Annotated in this window: 18 protein-coding genes; 10 read left to right on the top strand and 8 right to left on the bottom strand. The window is 73.3% G+C overall.

The annotated features are described in order from the left end of the window. Positions 1-4: 4 nt before the first annotated feature. From allB to ACFCY1_RS04265, 4 genes are all read right to left on the bottom strand, one after another. The gene (gene allB, locus ACFCY1_RS04280; protein WP_375873448.1) at positions 5-1,411 is read right to left on the bottom strand and encodes an allantoinase AllB; all 1,407 of its coding nucleotides are present in this window, start codon (positions 1,409-1,411) and stop codon (positions 5-7) included. A 147-nt stretch (positions 1,412-1,558) separates the two neighbouring features. Continuing rightward, positions 1,559-2,701, bottom strand: coding sequence for a glycerate kinase (locus tag ACFCY1_RS04275; RefSeq protein WP_375873447.1), 1,143 nt, complete (start codon positions 2,699-2,701; stop codon positions 1,559-1,561). Positions 2,702-3,160: 459 nt separating this feature from the next. After that, the gene (locus tag ACFCY1_RS04270) at positions 3,161-4,048 is read right to left on the bottom strand and encodes a 2-hydroxy-3-oxopropionate reductase (RefSeq protein WP_375873446.1); all 888 of its coding nucleotides are present in this window, start codon (positions 4,046-4,048) and stop codon (positions 3,161-3,163) included. Positions 4,049-4,155: 107 nt separating this feature from the next. Then, positions 4,156-5,001, bottom strand: a complete 846-nt coding sequence (locus ACFCY1_RS04265; RefSeq protein WP_375873445.1) for a TIM barrel protein — start codon at positions 4,999-5,001, stop codon at positions 4,156-4,158. A gap of 272 nt (positions 5,002-5,273) precedes the next feature. Here ACFCY1_RS04265 and ACFCY1_RS04260 point away from each other — a divergent pair, with 272 nt between their 5' ends. From ACFCY1_RS04260 to ACFCY1_RS04230, 7 genes are all read left to right on the top strand, one after another. Further along, positions 5,274-5,528, top strand: a complete 255-nt coding sequence (locus tag ACFCY1_RS04260; RefSeq protein ID WP_063780213.1) for a thiamine-binding protein — start codon at positions 5,274-5,276, stop codon at positions 5,526-5,528. Then, the gene (locus ACFCY1_RS04255) at positions 5,525-5,905 is read left to right on the top strand and encodes a helix-turn-helix domain-containing protein (protein ID WP_049653753.1); all 381 of its coding nucleotides are present in this window, start codon (positions 5,525-5,527) and stop codon (positions 5,903-5,905) included. Before ACFCY1_RS04260 ends, ACFCY1_RS04255 begins: the two co-directional genes overlap by 4 nt. A 248-nt stretch (positions 5,906-6,153) precedes the next feature. Then, positions 6,154-6,657, top strand: a complete 504-nt coding sequence (uraD, locus tag ACFCY1_RS04250; protein WP_375873444.1) for a 2-oxo-4-hydroxy-4-carboxy-5-ureidoimidazoline decarboxylase — start codon at positions 6,154-6,156, stop codon at positions 6,655-6,657. A gap of 105 nt (positions 6,658-6,762) precedes the next feature. Further along, positions 6,763-7,098, top strand: a complete 336-nt coding sequence (gene uraH, locus ACFCY1_RS04245; RefSeq protein WP_375873443.1) for a hydroxyisourate hydrolase — start codon at positions 6,763-6,765, stop codon at positions 7,096-7,098. Positions 7,099-7,130: 32 nt separating this feature from the next. Continuing rightward, the gene (pucL, locus tag ACFCY1_RS04240) at positions 7,131-8,051 is read left to right on the top strand and encodes a factor-independent urate hydroxylase (RefSeq protein ID WP_074004302.1); all 921 of its coding nucleotides are present in this window, start codon (positions 7,131-7,133) and stop codon (positions 8,049-8,051) included. 332 nt (positions 8,052-8,383) lie between these two features. Next, the gene (locus ACFCY1_RS04235; RefSeq protein WP_375873442.1) at positions 8,384-9,925 is read left to right on the top strand and encodes a nucleobase:cation symporter-2 family protein; all 1,542 of its coding nucleotides are present in this window, start codon (positions 8,384-8,386) and stop codon (positions 9,923-9,925) included. Positions 9,926-9,992: 67 nt separating this feature from the next. Further along, entirely contained in the window at positions 9,993-11,378 is a 1,386-nt protein-coding gene (locus tag ACFCY1_RS04230; RefSeq protein ID WP_375873441.1) for an 8-oxoguanine deaminase, read from the top strand. Positions 11,379-11,667: 289 nt separating this feature from the next. Here the strand turns inward: ACFCY1_RS04230 and ACFCY1_RS04225 are convergent, their stop codons facing one another. Together ACFCY1_RS04225 and aceB are read right to left on the bottom strand one after the other, a co-directional pair. Next, positions 11,668-12,069 carry a gamma-glutamylcyclotransferase gene (locus ACFCY1_RS04225; protein ID WP_074004300.1) on the bottom strand — a complete coding sequence of 134 codons (402 nt, stop codon included), beginning with the start codon at positions 12,067-12,069 and terminating at the stop codon, positions 11,668-11,670. Between the two features lie 133 nt (positions 12,070-12,202). Further along, positions 12,203-13,855, bottom strand: coding sequence for a malate synthase A (aceB, locus tag ACFCY1_RS04220; protein WP_375873440.1), 1,653 nt, complete (start codon positions 13,853-13,855; stop codon positions 12,203-12,205). A 202-nt stretch (positions 13,856-14,057) separates the two neighbouring features. On the opposite strand from aceB, the gene ACFCY1_RS04215 reads away from it, so the two are divergent. Next, positions 14,058-14,855, top strand: a complete 798-nt coding sequence (locus tag ACFCY1_RS04215; RefSeq protein WP_049653741.1) for an IclR family transcriptional regulator — start codon at positions 14,058-14,060, stop codon at positions 14,853-14,855. Between the two features lie 174 nt (positions 14,856-15,029). Beyond that, complete coding sequence (locus tag ACFCY1_RS04210) at positions 15,030-15,812, top strand: hypothetical protein (RefSeq protein WP_375873439.1); 783 nt, start codon at positions 15,030-15,032, stop codon at positions 15,810-15,812. 138 nt (positions 15,813-15,950) lie between these two features. Here ACFCY1_RS04210 and ACFCY1_RS04205 read toward each other — a convergent pair whose 3' ends face one another. Next, complete coding sequence (locus ACFCY1_RS04205) at positions 15,951-17,249, bottom strand: esterase/lipase family protein (protein WP_375873438.1); 1,299 nt, start codon at positions 17,247-17,249, stop codon at positions 15,951-15,953. A 210-nt stretch (positions 17,250-17,459) separates the two neighbouring features. Between ACFCY1_RS04205 and ACFCY1_RS04200 the strand changes: the two genes are divergently transcribed. Next, the gene (locus ACFCY1_RS04200) at positions 17,460-17,789 is read left to right on the top strand and encodes a MoaF N-terminal domain-containing protein (RefSeq protein ID WP_049658181.1); all 330 of its coding nucleotides are present in this window, start codon (positions 17,460-17,462) and stop codon (positions 17,787-17,789) included. A 117-nt stretch (positions 17,790-17,906) separates the two neighbouring features. On the opposite strand, the gene ACFCY1_RS04195 is transcribed toward ACFCY1_RS04200, so the two are convergent. Continuing rightward, positions 17,907-19,049: an esterase family protein gene (locus ACFCY1_RS04195; RefSeq protein WP_049658183.1), complete on the bottom strand. Its 1,143-nt coding sequence runs from the start codon at positions 19,047-19,049 to the stop codon at positions 17,907-17,909. Between the last annotated feature and the right edge of the window lie 66 nt (positions 19,050-19,115).

The following is a 19,115-nucleotide window of genomic DNA, read 5'->3' as shown; positions in this document are numbered from 1 at the left end:
TCCTTTAGGCGCGTTCGGACGGGATGGGGGTGGCGGTGGTGAAGCGGGTGGGGTCGGCCTGCGGCCGGGCGAGCTGCCGGCCGAAGGGGCGGGCCGCCGGGTCCACCTCGCGGCCGCGCAGCCAGGTGGCGCGCACCGCGCCGGTGAGGGTCCGGCCCGCGTACGGGGTCACCGGGTTGCGGTGGTGCAGCCCGCTCGCGCGGACGGCGAACCCGCCGTCCGGGTCGAAGGCGACCAGGTCCGCGTCGTGGCCGGCGGCGATGGCGCCCTTGGTGCCGCTCAGGCCGACCAGTTCGGCCGGTCCGGCGGACATCCAGCGCACCACGTCGGCCAGGGTGTGGCCGCGTCGGCGGGCCTCGGTCCAGACGGCCGGCAGGCCCAGCTGGAGCGAGGCGATCCCGCCCCAGGCGGCCGCGAAGTCGCCGCTGCCGCCGTACTCGGGCAGCAGCTTGAGGTCGGGGGTGGACGGCGAGTGGTCGGAGACGACGGCGATGAACTCGCCGCGGCCCAGGGCCTCCCAGAGCGCGTCCCGGTTGGACTCGTCGCGGATCGGCGGACAGCACTTGAAGGCGGTGTCGCCGTCCGGCACCTGCTCGGCCGCGAGGGTCAGGTAGTGCGGACAGGTCTCGGCGGTCACCCGTACGCCGTCCTCGCGGGCCTGCCGCAGCAGCGGCAGCACCGCGGCCGAGGAGACGTGCAGGACGTGCACCCGGGCACCGGTGCGCCGGGCCGTGTCGAGCAGCCGGGCGACGGCCGCGGTCTCCGCGTCGGCGGGCCGGGAGGCCAGGAAGTCCCGGTAGTGGACGCCGGGTTGCTGCGGGGCGGCGGCGAGCACGGCCGGGTCCTCGGCGTGGATGATCGCCAACGCCCCGATCCTGGCCTGCTCGGCCAGCGCCGCCTCCAGGTCGGCGGCCTCGACGTGCGGGAACTCGTCCACCCCGGAGGGGGCGAGGAAGCTCTTGAAGCCGAACACCCCTGCCTGGTGCAGCGGTTCGAGGTCGGCCACGTTGCCGGGGACGGCGCCGCCCCAGAAGCCGAGGTCCACCCAGGCCTGGCCGTCGGCGGCCTTCCGCTTGAGCGCCAGCCCCGCCACCGTGGTGGTGGGCGGGATCGAGTTGAGCGGCATGTCGACGACCGTGGTGACGCCGCCGGCCGCGGCGGCCCGGGTGGCGGTGGCGAAGCCCTCCCACTCGGTGCGGCCGGGCTCGTTGACGTGCACGTGGGTGTCGACCAGGCCCGGCAGCAGGGCGGTGTCGCCGAGGTCGACGAGCTCGCCCTCGCGGGCCGCGAGCGAGCCGTACGGGGCCGTCCGGGCGATCCTCCCGTCCTGGATCAGCACGTCCGCGGGGCGCTCGCCGTCGGGCAGGACCGCCCGCCGGGAGCGGATCACCGTCGGCTGGCTGAAAGGCATGGGGGACCTCCGGATCCTGGGAGTCGAGGGTGTCGGAACACGGGGGAGGCGAGGGATTGCCGGGAGCCTAGGCCCGCCTTCAACAAAACGTCAATGGAGGAACGTCCGAGGGATCACCGCGCGGGAAGGTCGCGCACGCACCGGGGTTCAGTGCGACAGGAGCTCCTCGGCCAGCCGCTCCCCCGCGAGTTCGGCCAGCTCGGCGGCCCTGGTCATGCTCTCCCCCGGCCGCTCGGCCAGGTCGGTCAGGGCGATCGCGGCGGCGAAGCCGGCGGCCCGCCACTCGGGCTCGGAGAGCTCCAGCCGGCCCGCCACCGCGGCCACCCGGACCCCCGCCCGGGCGGCCGCCGCTGCGACTCCGGCCGGGGCCTTGCCGTGGAGCGTCTGGGCGTCCAGACACCCCTCCCCGGTCACGACGAGGCGTGCCCCGCGCACGGCCCCGTCGAAGCCCAGCAGGTCGAGCAGCAGCTCGATGCCGGGGCGCATGGTCGCGCCGAGCAGGGCCAGGGCGGCGAAACCCACGCCGCCCGCGGCGCCGGCGCCGGGCGCCTCCCGGACGTCCCGCCCGGTGGCCTCGGCGACCAGGTCGGCGAACCGGGTCAGCCCCGCCTCCAGCACCACCAGGTCCCCGCCGTCGGCGCCCTTCTGCGGGCCGTAGACGGCGGCGGCGCCGCGCGGCCCGAGCAGCGGGTTGTCCACGTCGCAGGCCACCACGACCTCGACCCCGCCCAGGGCCTCGGCCAGCGGGCCGGGGTCGATCTCCGCGAGCCGGCGCAACGCGGCGCCGCCGGGCGGCAGTTCGGCGCCGCCGGCATCGCGCAGCCGTGCCCCGAGCGCCTGCACCATGCCGGCGCCGCCGTCCGTACAGGCACTGCCTCCGAGGCCCAGCACGATCCGCTTGGCGCCGAGCGAGACCGCCTTGGCGATCAACTGGCCGACTCCGTAGGACCCGGCCGCGAGCGGGGCGGTGCGGCCGCCGGGCAGCCGGGCGAGGCCGGAGGCCTGCGCCAGCTCGACCACGGCGGTGTCGTCCCGGACGGCCAGCGCGGCGTCCACCGGCAGGCCGGTCGGGCCGGCCACCTTGGCCGGGACCCGGCTGAAGCCGGCCGCGAGCGCGGCGGCCAGGGTGCCCTCTCCGCCGTCGGCGACGGGCAGTTCGCGCACCTCGGTGCCGGGCGCGGCGCGCCGGATGCCAGCCGCGATCCGGGCCGCCGCCTCGGCACCCTCCAGGCTGCCCTTGAACTTGTCGGGGGCGACGACCACATGGCCCTGGTGGGGGGTGGGGGGCATGGCGCGCTCCTCGCTTCCGTACGGGTCTGGCGGTGGTTCCGGGACGTGCGTCCGGCTGACGTGCGTCCAGCATGGGCCCGGGTGCTCCGGGTGGCCAGCGCCTCGGCCGGGGCGGCCGGGGAGGCCGAGGCGGCCGGAGCGGTCGAGGGTGACCGTGGTGTCCGGAGCGGCCCGCTCCAGGAGGGTGCGCCCCTCCCCGCCGTTCCCCCCGTCCCGCTTCCGACGTACGAGGGGCTCCCCTCGGCGGGGAGGGGCCCTGGCGACGCGTACCAGGCACGACCGAAGTGCCCCCAGGGGGACGTACGCGTCACCGGCCTGGATCGACCGACGGGCGGGCGGATGAGCCCCGGCCCGCACGCCGGTCGGGTCCGGCCTCCTGGCGGCGCGGGCACGACCGGATAGGTACACGCCACCAGGAGGAGTTCGGGGCCGGGGGCTCCGCGCGGGAGCCCCCGGCGGTTACGCGACCTCGCGCCCGGAGAGCCGCTCGACGCCGCGCAGCAGCGCCGAGTGGTCGAGCGAGCCGTCGCCGTTGGCCCGGGCGGAGGCGACCAGCTGGGCCACCACGGCGCCGACCGGCAGCGCGGCGCCCACGGCGCGGGCGGCGTCGGTGACGATGCCCATGTCCTTGTGGTGCAGGTCGATCCGGAAGCCGGGGGCGAACTCGCGGTTCAGCATGTTCGCCCGCTTGCGGTTGAGCACGGTGGAGCCGGCCAGGCCGCCGCCGAGCACGTCCAGCGCGGCCGCGAGGTCGACGCCGGCGTTCTCCAGGAACACCACGGCCTCGGCGAGCACCTGGATGTTGACCGCGACGATCAGCTGGTTGGCGGCCTTGACGGTCTGGCCGGCGCCGGCCGGGCCGACGTGGACGACCGTGGTGCCCAGCGCGTCGAACAGCGGCCTGGCCTCGGCGAAGTCCTCGGCCGCACCGCCGACCATGATCGACAGGACGGCCTCGACGGCGCCGGCCTCACCGCCGGAGACCGGGGCGTCCAGGGTGCGGACACCCTTCTCCCTGGCGGCGGCCTCGACCCTGATCGAGGTCTGCGGGGTGATCGAGGACATGTCGATCACCAGGGTGCCGGGCCTGGCGTTCTCCAGCACGCCGCCCTCCCCCAGGACGACCTGCTCGACCTGCGGGTCGGCCGGGACCATGGTGATGACCACCTCGGCGTCCCTGACCGCCTCCGCGATGCTGCCGGCGCCGTGGCCGCCGAGCGCGACCAGGGCGTCGATCGGCGGCCGGGTGAGGTTGAAGCCGGTGACGTGGTGGCCGGCCTTGACCAGGTTGGCGGCCATCGGGCTGCCCATGATGCCGAGGCCGATGAAGGCGATCTTGCGGCTCATCGCGTCGAGTTCCTTACGTGTGCGGGTGGGAGGTCGGGTGGGTCGGCGGTGCGCTGCCCGCCGCTCGAACCGGGCACTGCCCGGCGGCGCGCCGCCGGGCGGCTCCGCTACTGGGCGGCGCGCAGCTCGCGCGGCAGCCACCCGAAGCTGTCGGCGCTGACGCCGCCGGAGGGGCGGTACTCCAGACCGATGGAGCCCGCGTAGCCCGCGGCCGTGAGCCGGGCGAACAGGTCCTCGAAGTCCAGCTCGCCGGTGCCGGGCTCGTTGCGGCCCGGGGTGTCGGCGATCTGCACGTGGCCGATGCGGTCGGCGTGGGTGTCGATGACCGCCGCCAGGTCCTCGCCGTTCCTGGCCAGGTGGTACAGGTCGCAGAGGAACCTGGCGTTCCCGAGGCCGGTGGCGGCGTTGACCCGGTCGACCACCTCGACCGCGGCGGCGGCCGAGACCAGCGGGTAGTCCGGCGACTCGGCCCTGTTCAGGGCCTCGATCAGCAGGACGGCGCCGATCCCGTGCGCGGCCCGCGCGGCGAGCACCAGGTTCTCCAGCGCGAGCGCGTCCTGCTCGGCCGGGTCGACGCCCTCGACCCGGTTGCCGTACAGCGCGTTGAGCGCGGTGGCGCCGAGCGAGGCGGCGAGTTCGGCGGCGACCGGGAGGTTGGCGCGGAAGCGGTCCCGCTCGGCGGGCACCGAGACGGTTCCGCGGGCGCCCTTGCTCAGGTCGTCCAGGAGGTTGAGGCCGGTGAGCCGCACGCCGGCGTCGGTGAACGCCTTGCGCAACGCGTCCAGTTCGGCCTGCGAGGGGTCATGCTCCGCGCCGAAGGGCCACCACAGTTCGGCGGCGGTGAAGCCGGCCGCGGCGGCCGCGACGGGGCGCTCCAGGAGCGGCAGTTCGCCGAACAGGATCGACAGGTTGACCGTGAAGCCGTGCTTGGCAGCCGCCGTCACGTCGCTCACCTCTCATCTCTCTTCCTTCATCCGCAACTTCCACGATCCGGAAGAGGGATTCTGTGTGGTGGAAGCATCTCCGGCCCGCCGAGCGGGTGTCAAGGGAGTCGCAACATTTTGTTGAAGCAGTCCCGAGGGGCCCTGCCGGGCGCCCCGAGGGCACGCCGGGGCAGTCCCGAGGGCACACCGAGGCCACACCGGCGGCGCGCCGTCCGCGGGGGCCGGACCGTTCGATCCCCCGACCCCTGCCCGCCCGCACCCCCGCTCGCTACAGTGACCCCGTGCGATTGATGGTGGAGTTCACGACAGAACCGTTCGAACTGGACACGTTCCCGGAGCACGCCGCGGCGGCTCGCCGGGTGGTCGACGACGCCGGCCTGGACGTCTCGGTCGGCCCCTTCGGCACCGGTGCCGAGGGCGGGGCCGAGCAGGTCCTCGCCGCGGTGACCAAGCTGCTCAAGGAGACCCTGGACGCCGGGGCGACCCGGATCTCGGTCCAGGTCAGCGTGCTGGGCGAGGAGGACGGTACGCCGTGACCGAGAACGTGGAACACCCGCTCGCCGCGGCGGTGAAGCCGCTGCTGGCCGCGGTCGGCGCGACGCACGTCCCGCTGGACGAGGCGAAGCCCGACGACGTGGTCCTGGAGTGGGAGGGCACCCCGGCCCTGGCCGTCCGACTGCCGCACCTGAGCAGCGCGTTGGACCGGCTGCTCGCCGAGATGACCCGGCAGTTCGACGGCCGCCCGCTGGCCGAGCTCGACCGCCTGGAGAAGCAGCGGGTCGTCGCCCTGCTGGAGGAGCGCGGCGCCTTCACCGTCCGCCACGGCGTGGAGACCGTCGCCTCCGCCCTGGGCGTCAGCCGTTTCACCGTGTACAACTACCTGAACCGCCAGGACGGCGCGAAGTCGTCCTGACACTCCGGCTCGACGCCCTCCGGGGCACGTGCGCGCCCCCGCCCCGGGGGCTTCCGAACGGGTGACCCCGCCGACACGACAGGACCGGATCGGCCTGCGGCGGGGCACACTTGGCGAATCGCACACGAAAGGGCCCGGCATCGGGGCCCGGTTCAAAACGTAACCACCAACCGTTCAACAAAGTGTTGACGGCCGGGTGGGGCCGATCTAGCTTTTCCGGGTGGCACCACTCTTCAGGAGGTCCACCCGTGACCAACCACCCCCACACCCTTGACGTCCTGGCCGCGACCGATGCCGCGGCACTGGAACGGATCCTGCTGGAGGTCTGCTCCAGCCCCCGCTGGGCCGCCGCGGTCGCCGCGGCCCGGCCCTGGTCCGACCGCGACACCCTGCTCGCCGCCAACGCGGCGGCCATGGCGTCACTGACAACCGAGGACCTGCGCGACGCGATGGCCGGCCACGCCCGGATCGGCAGGCCGACGGCCGGCGACGCCGTCTCCGAGCGCGAACAGGCCGGCATCCAGGGCGTGGACCAGGCGGTCCTCGACGCGCTGCACGAGGCCAACGCCGCCTACGAGGCCAAGTTCGGCCACGTGTTCCTGATCTGCGCGACCGGCCGCACCGCGGTCGGCATGCTCGCCGCCCTGCGCGAACGCCACCCCAACGACGCCGCCACCGAGGCGGAGATCGTCCGCGGGGAGCTGCGCAAGATCAACGACATCCGGCTCGACCGCCTGCTCGACGTCTCCTGACGCATCGTCATATCGCGCTTTCTCTCGTTCTCCTTGCCAGACACTTCCGGCATCCACTGATGCTGACGCACCATCACTTCTGCCATCAGTAAGGTCACTTCACTCATGACTGGCATCTCCACCCACGTGCTCGACACCAGCCTCGGCCGACCGGCCGAGGGCGTCCCGGTCGAGCTCGCACTGCACACCGAGGGTGGCTGGCAGGTGCTCGGCACCTCCGCCACGGACTCCGACGGCCGGGTCAAGGACCTGCCGGCCGTGGAGGCGGGCTCGGTCGTCCGGCTGCTCTTCGACACCGGCGCGTACTCCGCGTCCGCGTCCGCCGAGCCGCCGTTCTTCCCCGAGGTCTCGATCGTCTTCACGGTCGCGCCCGAACAGCACCACTACCACGTGCCGTTGCTGCTCAACCCGTTCGGATACTCGGTCTACCGCGGAAGCTAGTGGACCGACCTGGAAAGCTTAGGAGCCACGTCATGGCCCACGTGCTCGGTCAGAACCAGTACGGCAAGGCGGAGAACCGCATCGTCCGGATCCACCGCGACTCCACCCGGCACGAGATCAAGGACCTGAACGTCTCGGTCTCGCTCCGCGGCGAGTTCGAGGACGTCCACCTCACCGGGTCCAACGCCAACTGCCTTCCCACCGACACCACCAAGAACACCGTCTACGCCTTCGCCAAGGAGCACGGCATCGAGTCGGCCGAGGCGTTCGGCATCCTCCTGGCCCGCCACTTCGTCGACGACACCGAGCGCGGCGTCGTGCACAGCGCCCGGATCCGGATCGAGGAGTACTCCTGGGACCGGATCCGGACGCCGGACAGCTCGGCCCGCTTCATCGGCTCGGAGGAGGTCGGCCACTCCTTCGTCCGCAACGGCCAGGAGGTCCGCACCAGCGAGATCGTCTACGACGGGGAGTCCGTCCAGGTCATATCCGGCCTGAAGGACCTGGTCGTCATGAACTCCACCAACTCGGAGTTCTGGGGCTACATCAAGGACGGCTACACCACCCTCCAGGAAGCGTACGACCGCATCCTCGCCACCCAGGTCACCGCCCGCTGGAAGTTCGGCTACAGCGGCCGGGACGGCGAGGCCCAGCCCAACTGGAACCGCTCCTACACCCACGTGAAGCGGCACCTGCTGGAGGCGTTCGCCGAGACCTACTCCTACTCGCTGCAGCAGACCCTGCACGCGATGGGCACCCGGGTCCTCAACAACCGCGCCGAGGTGGACGAGGTCCGCCTCGAACTGCCGAACAAGCACCACTTCCTGGTCGACCTGGAGCCGTTCGGCCTCAAGAACGAGAACGAGGTCTACTTCGCCGCGGACCGCATGTACGGCCTGATCGAGGGCACCGTGCACCGCGAGGGCGTCGTCCCGGTCATCCCGGTCGCCTGACCTCCCCCACCCTCACCACCCTCAGCACCCGCACCACCAGGTGGACGCCGCCCGGAATCGCCGCATCCCCCGGTCCCCACGGGCCGGACGGCCGGGCGGGCCGCCCCACCGGCCCCATCACCAGGCACCACCCGCACCAGTAGTTCTTCTCCACCTCCACCCCCACCCACCGGAGTTCGTGTCTGCCTCGCGGCGGCCGGCCCGGGGCACTGGAGAGCCCGGCCGAGGGATCCTTGCACCGCCGTCCCGCCCCCGGTCGTACCAGCACCAGCACCAGCCGCACTCCAGCGCCACGGGCGCGCCGGGAGCCACGGGCACAAGAGGGGCTCGACATGGCACCCAGCAACACCACCAGTACAGACGGCGGTTCCACCCCGGAGAGAACGCAGGACCCGGACGGCACGCCGGCGCACCGCACCGGCGTGCCGCCCCGGCCCGGAACCCATCCCGTGGACGAGTTGCTGCCCCCGGTGAAGCTGTTCTCCACCGGACTCCAGCACGTCGCCGCGATGTACGCGGGGGTCGTCGCACCCCCGCTCATCGTCGGCGCCGGCGTCGGGCTCTCCCCCGCCGAACTCGCCCTGCTCATCTCGGCCAGCCTGTTCACCGCCGGACTGGCCACCCTCCTCCAGACCCTCGGCATCTGGAAGATCGGCGCGCGGCTGCCGTTCGTGAACGGCGTCTCCTTCGCGGGGGTCGCGCCCATGATCGCCATCGCCAAGGGCTCCATCGAGAAGACGGGAGGACCGAAGGAGGCCCTCCCGGTGATCTTCGGAGCGGTGATCGTCGCGGGGCTCCTGTGCTTCCTCGCGGCACCGTACTTCTGCAAGCTCATCCGGTTCTTCCCCCCGGTCGTCCAGGGCACCGTGATCACCCTCATCGGGGTGTCCCTGCTCCCGGTGGCGGTCAACTGGGCGCGCGGCGGTTCGCCGGGCGCCCCCGGGTACGGCTCCATGCGGGCCGTCGGCCTCGCCGCGATCACCCTCGTCGCGGTGGTGCTCTGCAACCGGCTGCTGCGCGGGTTCTGGCAGCAGCTGTCCCTGCTCATCGGCCTGGCGTTCGGCACCCTGATCGCCTTCCCGCTGGGGCTCGCCGACTTCGGCGCGGTCAAGGACGCGAAGGTCTTCTCGCTCCCCTCCCCGTTCCACTTCGGCGCGCCCGTGTTCGACGCCGCCGCGATCGTCTCGATGTGCATCGTCATGGTGGTCGCGATGACCGAGTCCACCGCCGACATGCTCGCCCTCGGCAGGATCGTCGACCGCGAGGCGGACGAACCCACCCTCGCCGCCGGCCTGCGGGCCGACGGCCTGGCCACCGCGCTCAGCCCCGTCTTCAACGGCTTCGCCGCCAGCGCCTTCGCCCAGAACATCGGGCTGGTGGCGCTGACGAAGATCCGCAGCCGCTTCGTGGTCGCGGCCGGCGGAGGCATCCTGGTCCTGCTGGGGCTGTTCCCCGTGCTGGGCTCGGTCGTCTCCCTGGTGCCGCAGCCCGTCCTCGGCGGCGCCGGGATCGTGCTCTTCGGCACGGTCGCGGCCAGCGGCATCCGCACCCTCGCGGAGGCCGGCATGGAGTCCGGGTCGAACACCATCCTGGTGTCCGTCTCGCTCGGGGTCGGCATCGTCCCGATCGCCGCGCCGACGTTCTACGACTCCTTCCCGGAGGCCGCCCGGACCCTGCTGCACTCGGGGATATCGGCCGGCTGCGTGGTGGCCGTCCTGCTCAACCTGCTCTTCCACCACGTCGGGGCCGCCCGTCGCTCCAGGCCCGGCCAGGGCTCCGACGCGACGGTGCCGGCGGCTCCGACCGCTCCCGCGGTGCCGTCGGTGCCGTCGATGCCGACAGGTCCCACGGTTCCGACGGCGACGCCGTCCTGACCGGCCCCGGGAGGGGCGCGCACCACGGTGCGCACCCCTCCCGGCCCTCCCCCCTAGGAGTCACGCCATGGCAGTCCAGCCCCCGCCCACCGACCAGCGGACCGTGATCGAGAACGTCGCGATCGCCACCGTGGACGCGAACGACACCGAGTACGCCCGCGGCCACGTGGTCCTCCTCGGCAACACCATCGAGGCGGTGGGCGACGGCCCCGCCCCCGCGTGGCTGGACAACGTGGTGCGCCGGATCAACGGCGAGGGCCACCTGGCCACCCCCGGCCTGGTCAACACCCACCACCACTTCTACCAGTGGATCACCCGCGGCCTGGCCCAGGACGACATCCTGTTCGACTGGCTGGTCGCCCTCTACCCGACCTGGGCGCGGATCGACGAGCGGCTCGTGCACGCCGCCGGCCAGGGCTCCGCCGCCGCGCTGCTCAAGTCCGGCTGCACCACCGCCTCGGACCACCACTACGTCTTCCCGAAGGACGGCGGCGACATCCTCGGCGCCTCCATCGAGGCCGTCCAGGAGCTCGGCCTGCGCTTCACCGCGCTGCGCGGCTCGATGGACCGCTCGAAGAAGGACGGCGGGCTGCCGCCGGACCACGCGGTCGAGGAGCTGGACGACATCCTGACCGCCTCCGAGACCGCCGTGGACCGCTACCACGACTCCTCCTTCGGCTCGATGCTGCACATCGCCCTCGCGCCCTGCTCGCCCTTCTCCGTCTCCACCGACCTGCTCCGGCAGTCCGCCGAACTCGCCCGCCGCAAGGGCGTCCGGCTGCACACCCACGGCTCGGAGACGGCCGAGGAGGAGGCGTTCTGCAAGGAGCTGTTCGGCATGGGGCCGACCGACTACTTCGAATCGGTGGGCTGGCTCGGCGAGGACGTCTGGATGGCGCACTGCGTGCACATGAACGACTCCGACATCGCCAAGTTCGCCGAGACCGGCACCGGCGTCGCCCACTGCCCGTCCTCCAACGCCCGCCTGGCGGCCGGGATCGCGCGGGTGCCCGACATGCTCCGGGCCGGCGTCCCGGTCGGGCTCGGGGTGGACGGCACCGCCTCCAACGAGTCCGGCGAGCTGGGTACGGAGCTGCGCAACGCCCTGCTGATCAACCGGCTGCACGGCTCCCCCGCCGCGCTGACCGGGCGGCAGGCGCTGCGCCTGGGCACCATGGGCGGCGCCCGGGTGCTCGGCCGGCAGGACGAGATCGGCTCGATCGAGGTCGGCAAGCTCGCCGACCTGGCGCTGTGGAAGATCGACGGGGTCATGCACTCGTCCATCGCCGACCCGGTCGCCGCGCTCACCTTCGGCGCGCTGCCGCCGCTGTCGGTGCTGTTCGTCAACGGCAACGCGGTGGTCGAGAAGGGGCAGCTGACCACCGTCAACGAGGACCGGATCGCACGCGACTGCGCCCGCGCCGCCCGCGAGCTGGCGGCGCGTCCGGTCTAGGGCCGGTCCGGTCTGGGTCGGTCCGGTCTAGCGCCGGTTCGGTCCGGTCCGGGGCCGGTTCGACGCCCACCCCGTACTCCGGGGGCGCCCAGGGACGGTGCGCCCCCGGGCTCCGCGCACCTCGGGGCGACGGACGGACGACAGCGGCGGACAGATGACAACTTTCGTCATCTGTTATCTGTTATCTGTCAGCTGTTCTCTGTCGTCTGTTCGCCGTCACCGGTGCGCGGACCGCAGCCCCGGACCCACGGCGAGGGTCCGGGGCTGCCGGCGCACCCGGCGGCAGTCGTCAGGCCGTGCGCCCGATCGACGCCAGGTAGGCGCGCCAGCCGCCGTGGTGGGTGATCTCCCGGTGGACGCCGCGCTCCAGCTCGCCCCGGGAGAGCAGCATGGACAGGCACGCGGAGCCGTCCTCCAGCTCGATGACGCCCAGTTCCAGCTCCCGCGGCTCCCCCGGCAGGATGACGTCCCGCAGCCGCTCCAGGGGGATGTCGTACAGCTCGCCCTCGATGGCGGTGTCCGCCTCCGGGTCGGCCAGCAGTCCCGGGCAGACGTCCGTACCGCCGCTGTGGTCGATGGAGAAGAAGCGGTAGCCGGGGGCGGTCCTGGCCGGCCCGATCAGCGAGTCGGCGACCTTCGCGTGGAAGGGACCGCCGACCATTGCCTGGCCGTTGAAGAACATGCGCGCCATGGGTGAACTCCTTACGTGGACAAGACCGTTCCGTACGGCGACGAGAGGACAGGTGGGATTCGTCGCCGTACGGAACGGAGTGGTGGACCGCCGGCGCACCGCAGCCGGGCGGGCTCCGGCGGGCAGGTCGGGATCAGCCCAGCAGCGGGAGCGCGGGGAGGGTCAGGAAGTCCACGAACTCCTCGGCCAGGGCGACCTGTTCGAAGAGCCGGGCGGCCTCCGGCCAGCGGCCGGCGCCGTAGGCCTCCTCGCCCAGCTCGGCGAGGAGTTCGGCCAGCTCCGCGGCGACCAGGGAGCGGACCAGGTCGGCGGTGGCCTTCTCGCCGGTGTCGGACAGCACGACCCCGTTGTGAATCCACTGCCAGATCTGCGAGCGGGAGATCTCGGCGGTGGCGGCGTCCTCCATCATGTTGAAGATGCCGACGGCCCCGAGCCCGCGCAGCCAGGCCTCGATGTAGCGGATGCCGACCTGGACGGCGTTGTGCAGCCCCGCGCGGGTGCAGGTGCCGCCGGCTCCGGCGATGTCGAGGAGCTGGGCGGCGGTCACCGGCTCGGCCGGGCCGGGGTTGTCCTTCTGGTGGGGCCGCTCGCCGAGCACCGCGTCGAAGGAGGCCCGGGCGACCGGCACCAGGTCGGGGTGGGCGACCCAGGAGCCGTCGAAGCCGTTCCCGGCCTCGCGGTCCTTGTCCGCCTTGACCTTCTCCAGCGCGGCCGCGTTGACCTCCGGGTCGCGGCGGCTCGGGATGAACGCGGCCATGCCGCCGATCGCGTGGGCGCCGCGCCGGTGGCAGGTCCGCACCAGCAGCCGGGTGTAGGCGGCCATGAACGGCGAGGCCATGGTGACGGTGTTGCGGTCCGGCAGGATGTAGTGCTCGCCGGCGTCGCGGAAGTTCTTGACGATCGAGAACAGGTAGTCCCAGCGCCCGGCGTTGAGGCCGGCCGCGTGGTCGCGCAGCTCGTAGAGGATCTCGTCCATCTCGAACGCGGCGGTGATGGTCTCGATCAGCACGGTCGCCCGGATCGTGCCGTGCGGGATGCCGAGTTCGGCCTGGGCGTGGGTGAACACGTCGTTCCACAGCCGGGCCTCGAGGTGGCCCTCGGTCTTCGGCAGGTAGAAGTACGGGCCGGAGTTGGGGTCCTCGGCGCCCTTGGCCAGCAGCCGGGCGGCGTTGTGGAAGAAGTAGAGGCCGAAGTCGACGAACGCGCCGGCCACCGGGGTGCCGTCGACCAGCAGGTGGTTCTCGTCCAGGTGCCAGCCGCGGGGGCGGACCACGACGGTGGCGAGCTCGGCGGCGGGCTTGAGGGTGTACGCCTTGCCGGCCGCGCCGGTGAAGTCGATCCGGCCCTCGAAGGCGTCGGTCAGGTTGACCTGGCCGCCGACCACGTTCTCCCAGGTCGGGGAGGTGGCGTCCTCGAAGTCCGCGAGCCAGATCCGTGCCCCGGAGTTGAGCGCGTTGACGACCATCTTGCGGTCGGTCGGCCCGGTGATCTCGACCCGGCGGTCCTGGAGGGCGCGGGGCGCCTCGGCGACCTTCCAGTCCCCGGCCCGGATGTCGGCGGTGTCGGGGCGGAAGTCCAGCGTGCCGGTGGCGGCGATCTCGGCGCGGCGGGCCTTCCGCCCGGCCAGCAGCTCCTGTCGGCGCCCCTCGAAGGCCCGATGGAGCCCGGCGACGAAGGCGAGCGCCTCCGGAGTGAGCACCTCCTCCGCCCGGGGGACGCGAGGACCGGCGACAGTGACGACCGGAGCGGCGGGCGAGGCGCCGACGGGCCCCTGATCTGCAGCCATGAGCAGGACACTCCTAAGACGGTTGAGCCTGGCGGAGGGAGCTCCGGTGGGAACTTCCTCAGGGAACTTCCTCGATCGGTACCCGCCTGTCGGCGAGTTCGATTCTGTAAGGTGGAGACTAGTTTCCGCGATACAGAATTTCAACGGTTTGTTGAAGAGATCGCCGGGACTCTACTCCTCCCCGACAGTGAAGGAAACGCCGGTGGTTGCGACCCCCGACCCAGCATCGACGACAGGCGCCGACCGCGCGGGCGGCGGCGTGCAGTCCGTCGAACGCGCCTTCCAACTCCTGGAGGCGCTGGCCGACTCCGGCGGCGTGGCCACCCTCAGCGAGCTCTCCACCACGTCCGGCCTCCCGATGCCGACCATCCACCGGTTGGTTCGTACCCTCGTGCAGCAGGGCTATGTCCGCCAGGACACCGCGCGCCGCTACACCCTCGGCCCCCGGCTGATCCGGCTCGGCGAGACGGCCGGCCGGCTGCTCGGCAGCTGGGCCCGCCCGTACCTGGCCGAGCTCATGGAGGCCACCGGCGAGACCGCCAACCTGGCGGTGCTGGAGGGCGGCGAGGTGGTGTACGTCGGCCAGGTGCAGTCGCGCCGCTCGATGCGGATGTTCACCGAGGTCGGCCGACGGGTGCAGCCGCACTGCACCGGCGTCGGCAAGGCGCTGCTCGCCCAGCTGCCCGAGGACGAGGCCCGCGCCGTGCTCGGCCCCAACCCGCTGCCCGCGCACACCGAGTACACGGTCACCGACCCGCAGGAGCTGATGCGCCAGCTCGCCGAGGCGCGCGAGCGCGGCTACGTGGTCGACGACCAGGAGCAGGAGATCGGCGTCCGCTGCATCGCGCTCGCCGTCCCGGGCGCGCCGACGCCCACCGCGCTCTCGGTCTCCGGCCCGGAGGCCCGCATCCGGGCCCTGGAGGAGCAGGCCGGAGCCGCCTCGCTGGTGCCGGTGATGCACCAGATCGCGACCCGGCTGGGCCAGGTCCTCGCCCCCTGACGGAACGTCAACCTCCCTTGCCCGCCGACCCGGTTGGCACGGCGTGCCGCGTCATCCGTTCGGGCGGACGACGGGCGGGTTGCCGCCCGGCTCCGGCGGTGGCTCCGCCACCCTGGTGCCGACGCGGCCCGCAACGGCGCGGGCGGCCGGGACGCGAGGGCAGGGTGAGCGGGGATGGAGCAGCAGTACCGGGACGCATGGGAGGGCGCGCGGGGCGGTGGGGTCCGGGGAGGTGAGGTCCGGACCGATGGCGTACGGGCCGGTGGCGTACGGCGCGCCGCGAGGGGCCGGGGGTTCGGCGGGGCCGGGCTGGTCGCGGCCGTGGCGGCGGGGTGCGCGGTGACGGTACTGGCCACCGACCCGGTCTGGGCGCTGCGGCGGCCCGAGCCCCGGCCCGCCGTGGAGGTCGTCGCGGCCGGTGCGCCCTCGCCGTCCACCCTGCCCGCACCGGCGACGCCCACCGCCTCGACCCTGCCGGCCCCGGCCAAGCCCGGAGCCGGGTCCGGGGCCGGGTCCACCGCCGGGTCCGGGACGGCCGAGGCCGCCGCGCGACCGTCCGACTCCGATCTGGAGGTGGTCCGGATCGACCCGGACGCGGCCGCGCCCGGCGGCACCACCACCATCCACGCCTTCGTCGGCAACGGCGGCCCGGAGACCACCGCCTCCCCGTTCACGGTCGCGATCACCCTGCCGGAGGGCGTCAGCCCGGAGGGCCCGTTCTTCCCGTCCACCTGCCAGGTGGTGAGCCGCGGCCGCGTCGTGCGGTGCGTGTTCGCGCCCGGGCTGCGGGAGGGGCGCAGCGCGACCGCCCTCATCCCGGTCCGGCTCGCCCCGGACCTGCCGGAGGGCAGGCTGAGCGGCGGCTCGGTCGCGGTGCGCAGCGCGGACGACCGGTACGAGGGCAACAACCGGCAGCCGTTCGACATCACGGTGGCCGGGACGGCCACCGGTTCCTGAGCCGTGTGGGCCGCGCGGTCCCGTCGGCGGGGTCGGCCCTGCCGACGGGACCGTCCTGCCGGCGGCGGGCGGGGCGCCGCACCCGCCGTGGTGCCGACCAACGGCCCCGTGCGGCAGCCGAGTTGACCGGCTTGAGGCTCAGCTCAGCCAGGCGTTGACCTGGCTCGCCGCGTCCGGCGCCCAGGCGAGCTCCAGGTGGTTCAGGCCGCCGAGCAGCCGGGTGCCGCCGACCGTCGCGATGCCGGTGGTGTCCAGCGCGCTCGCGGTGAAGACCAGCCCGTCGCTCGGCCCGCGGCCCTCGTTGAGCACGCCCGGGATGTCGGCGGACCCGCCCGCCAACAGGTAGGTGCGCACCGCGGCCGGGATGCCGGCCTGCCGGAGCGGGGCGATCAGCGAGCCCGCGTCGATCGCCGCCTGGATGCCCTGGCCGGAGGTGCAGAAGCCCTGGCCGCCGTAGTAGGTGGTCCACCAGTCCTGCGCACTGCTGTCCACCCCGTAGGTGCCGTCCCAGCGGGCGAGCAGCTGGCGCTGGCCCGGGTAGCAGTCGTAGCCGCCGCTCGGCAGCACCCCGAGGCAGGGCTGCGCGGTGTACGTGCCGTAGCAGGTCATGGAGAGGTGCGGGGACGGCGCGTTGGCGGTGCCGCCGCAGGCGGGCCAGGTCACCAGGTCGAAGTCCCAGCCGTGCGCGTACACGTAGTCGAGCCCGCCGTGCGGCCCGCCCAGCGTGACCAGCCGGCGCACGTCGCCCGCGTACGCCCTCCCCCAGGAGGGCTTCACCGAGGACACGTACGCCCGGGCGGCGACCTCGCCCTTGCTCCAGGCCACCACGTCGACCTGGGGGACCCCGAGCCGGGCCCGGATCAGCGCGACCGCGTCGCCGACCGCCTGGGCCTGGAGCAGGTTGTCGCCGTGCTTGTGGGCGAAGCCGATCGCGAAGACCCGGTGGCCGGTGCCGGCCAGGTACTGGGCGAGCCCGGTGGACGGGCAGTTCGCGGCACCGCAGGCGCCGCTCTCCCCCGGGTTCGCCCAGGCCCGGTCGGCGTTGTCGTTGGCGCCGTGGACCAGCAGGACGGGGGTGGCCTGGGCGCCGGTGTCCCAGCCCCCGGCGGAGTAGAGCAGGAACCGGGCGGAGGAGGGCCGACCGGTGCCGAAGTACGTCCGGCGGGCGCCGTCCTGGTCGCCGCGCCCGTCGGCGGGGAACTGCTCGGCGCCGAAGCCGGGGGTGGTGTCGAGGTAGCGCTCGACCTTGGCCCAGCCGTTGCCGGGGGCGGGGAAGGTCGCTTCCAGGGTGAGGGGGGCGGCGGCCGCGGCCCGGGCCGTAGCCGCCTGCGCGGCGGTGGGGGTGCCGAGCAGGGCGGCGGCGAGGGTCAGGAGCACGGCGGCGAGGGCGGTGGGGACGCGTCTCGCGGGGCCGGGGCGTGTGGGGGTACGTCTCATGGCCGGACGCTAGGGCCGGCGCGCGGCCCTGCCCATGTGCCGGTCGCACACCCGGGCCGCCGCGTGGTGGCGGACCGTACCGTGGCCTTTGCCTGACCGAGTGCGCCCGGTCGGATAAATTGGAAGCCTGACATCATCCGCCGTGCACAAGAGCGGCGAGCCCGACCGGGTGCTCGCCACGACCTGACAGAGACGAGGACCCGCCCCACCATGACCGCGCCCCTGCCCGCCTTCGCCGGCCGCACCTACCTCTTCCGGGTCGACAACGGCGCGGCCTTCCGCAACACCTACTCGGCCGACGGCACGCGGCTGCGCTGGGAGGGCCTCGGCGAGTCCGCGGGCCAGTGGGAGGACGTGCGCCTGCACGTCGCCGAGGTCGCGCCCTCGATCTACTTCGTCAGCTGGACCGAGCAGAGCGGGATCACCGTCAGCCACGTGATGGACCTCGGCAGGCTGACCGTGCGGGCCTTCTGGACCTTCGAGGGCGAGGGCGGCCGGGTCGGCCAGCTGCACACCGGGACGCTGGAGCGGGTGGCCTGAGCGGCGGGACCGCCGCGCGGCTCCTGAATGACCGAACCCCCGGCGCCATGGCTCCGGGGGTTCGGTCGTTCAGGCTCGGTCGTTCAGGCTCGGTCGGTCAGGCCCGGCCGGTCAGGCTCATGCGGACTGGTTCGGCACCTTGAGGTGCTGGGACAGCCACTCCAGCGAGGAGGGCAGCAGGGCGCTCCAGGTCTCGAAGTTGTGGCCGCCGTTCTCCAGCATGCTGTACGAGACCTTCATCGGGCTCTGCACCCCGTCGACGAAGGCCTCGGTCTGCTGCCGGTAGTCGCCGTCGCCCTTCTTGGTGCCGGCCAGCAGCACGGACACCTTCGGCTGCGGCAGGTTCTTCAGCCGCCACAGCAGGTTGGCCTCGTCGCGGCGCTGCTTGCTGCCGCCGAAGAGGTCGCCCGTGGTCGGGTCGTCGGCGGCGTCGTAGTAGGCGGAGAGGGCGACGGCGGTCGGGAAGACGTCCGGGTGGCGCATGGCCAGCTTGAGCGCGCAGTAGCCGCCGGTCGAGTTGCCCATGAAGGCCCAGGCCTGCGGGTCGGTGGAGACCCGGTAGCTGGCCTGGATCGCCGAGGGCACGTCCTTGGTGAAGTAGGTGTCGGACTGCGGGCCGTTCGGGACGTCCTCGCACTCGGTGTCCTGGGGCAGCGCGGGCGAGGGGCGCACCAGGACCATGACGGTCGGCTGCATCCGCCCCTCCTGCAGCAGCTTGAGCGCGGCGCCCGGGTAGTTGAAGCGGGTGATCAGGTTCTCGGCGATTCCTGGGAATCCGGTGCTGACGATCACGGCGGGGAACTGCTTCTGGGCGTACTCCGGCTGGAAGTACTGCGGGGGCAGGTAGACGTAGCCCTCGGTGGACAGCCGACTGGCCGCGCCGTCTATCCGGACCTTGCGGATCTCGCCGGACTGGGCGGGCTCGCGGCCCATCGCGCCGCCGCCCTTGACCGCGGCCTGGCCCATCGTCTCCACCATCAGCCGGCCGGAGGCGTCCGCCTTGTTGTGGATGACCACCGGGCCGGTGTCGCCGGTGCCCAGCAGGTCGTCCCAACTGCTGTAGAAGGCGAAGTAGTTGTTCGCGACCAGGCCGAGCGCGGCGAGCACCGCGAGCTGGGTGGCGAGCAGTGCGCCGATCCGGCCGAGCACCGACTGCCAGGTCTTCTTCGCGAGTCTGGGCCACAGCCAGACCGTGCCGACCATCATCACGACCGCGATCAGTGCGGTCAGCGCCAGCACCTTGTGGCTCGTCAGACCCATGTCCCGCTTGCTCCCACGCCTCGAACTCCAGTCCCCTCCGCTGGGGACATCCGAGGAGGTCACCCC

Source organism: Kitasatospora sp. NPDC056273 (assembly GCF_042268845.1).
Classification (GTDB): domain Bacteria; phylum Actinomycetota; class Actinomycetes; order Streptomycetales; family Streptomycetaceae; genus Kitasatospora.
Note: the sequence above shows the minus strand (reverse complement) of the source record. Positions and strands in the feature narration are given on the sequence as shown.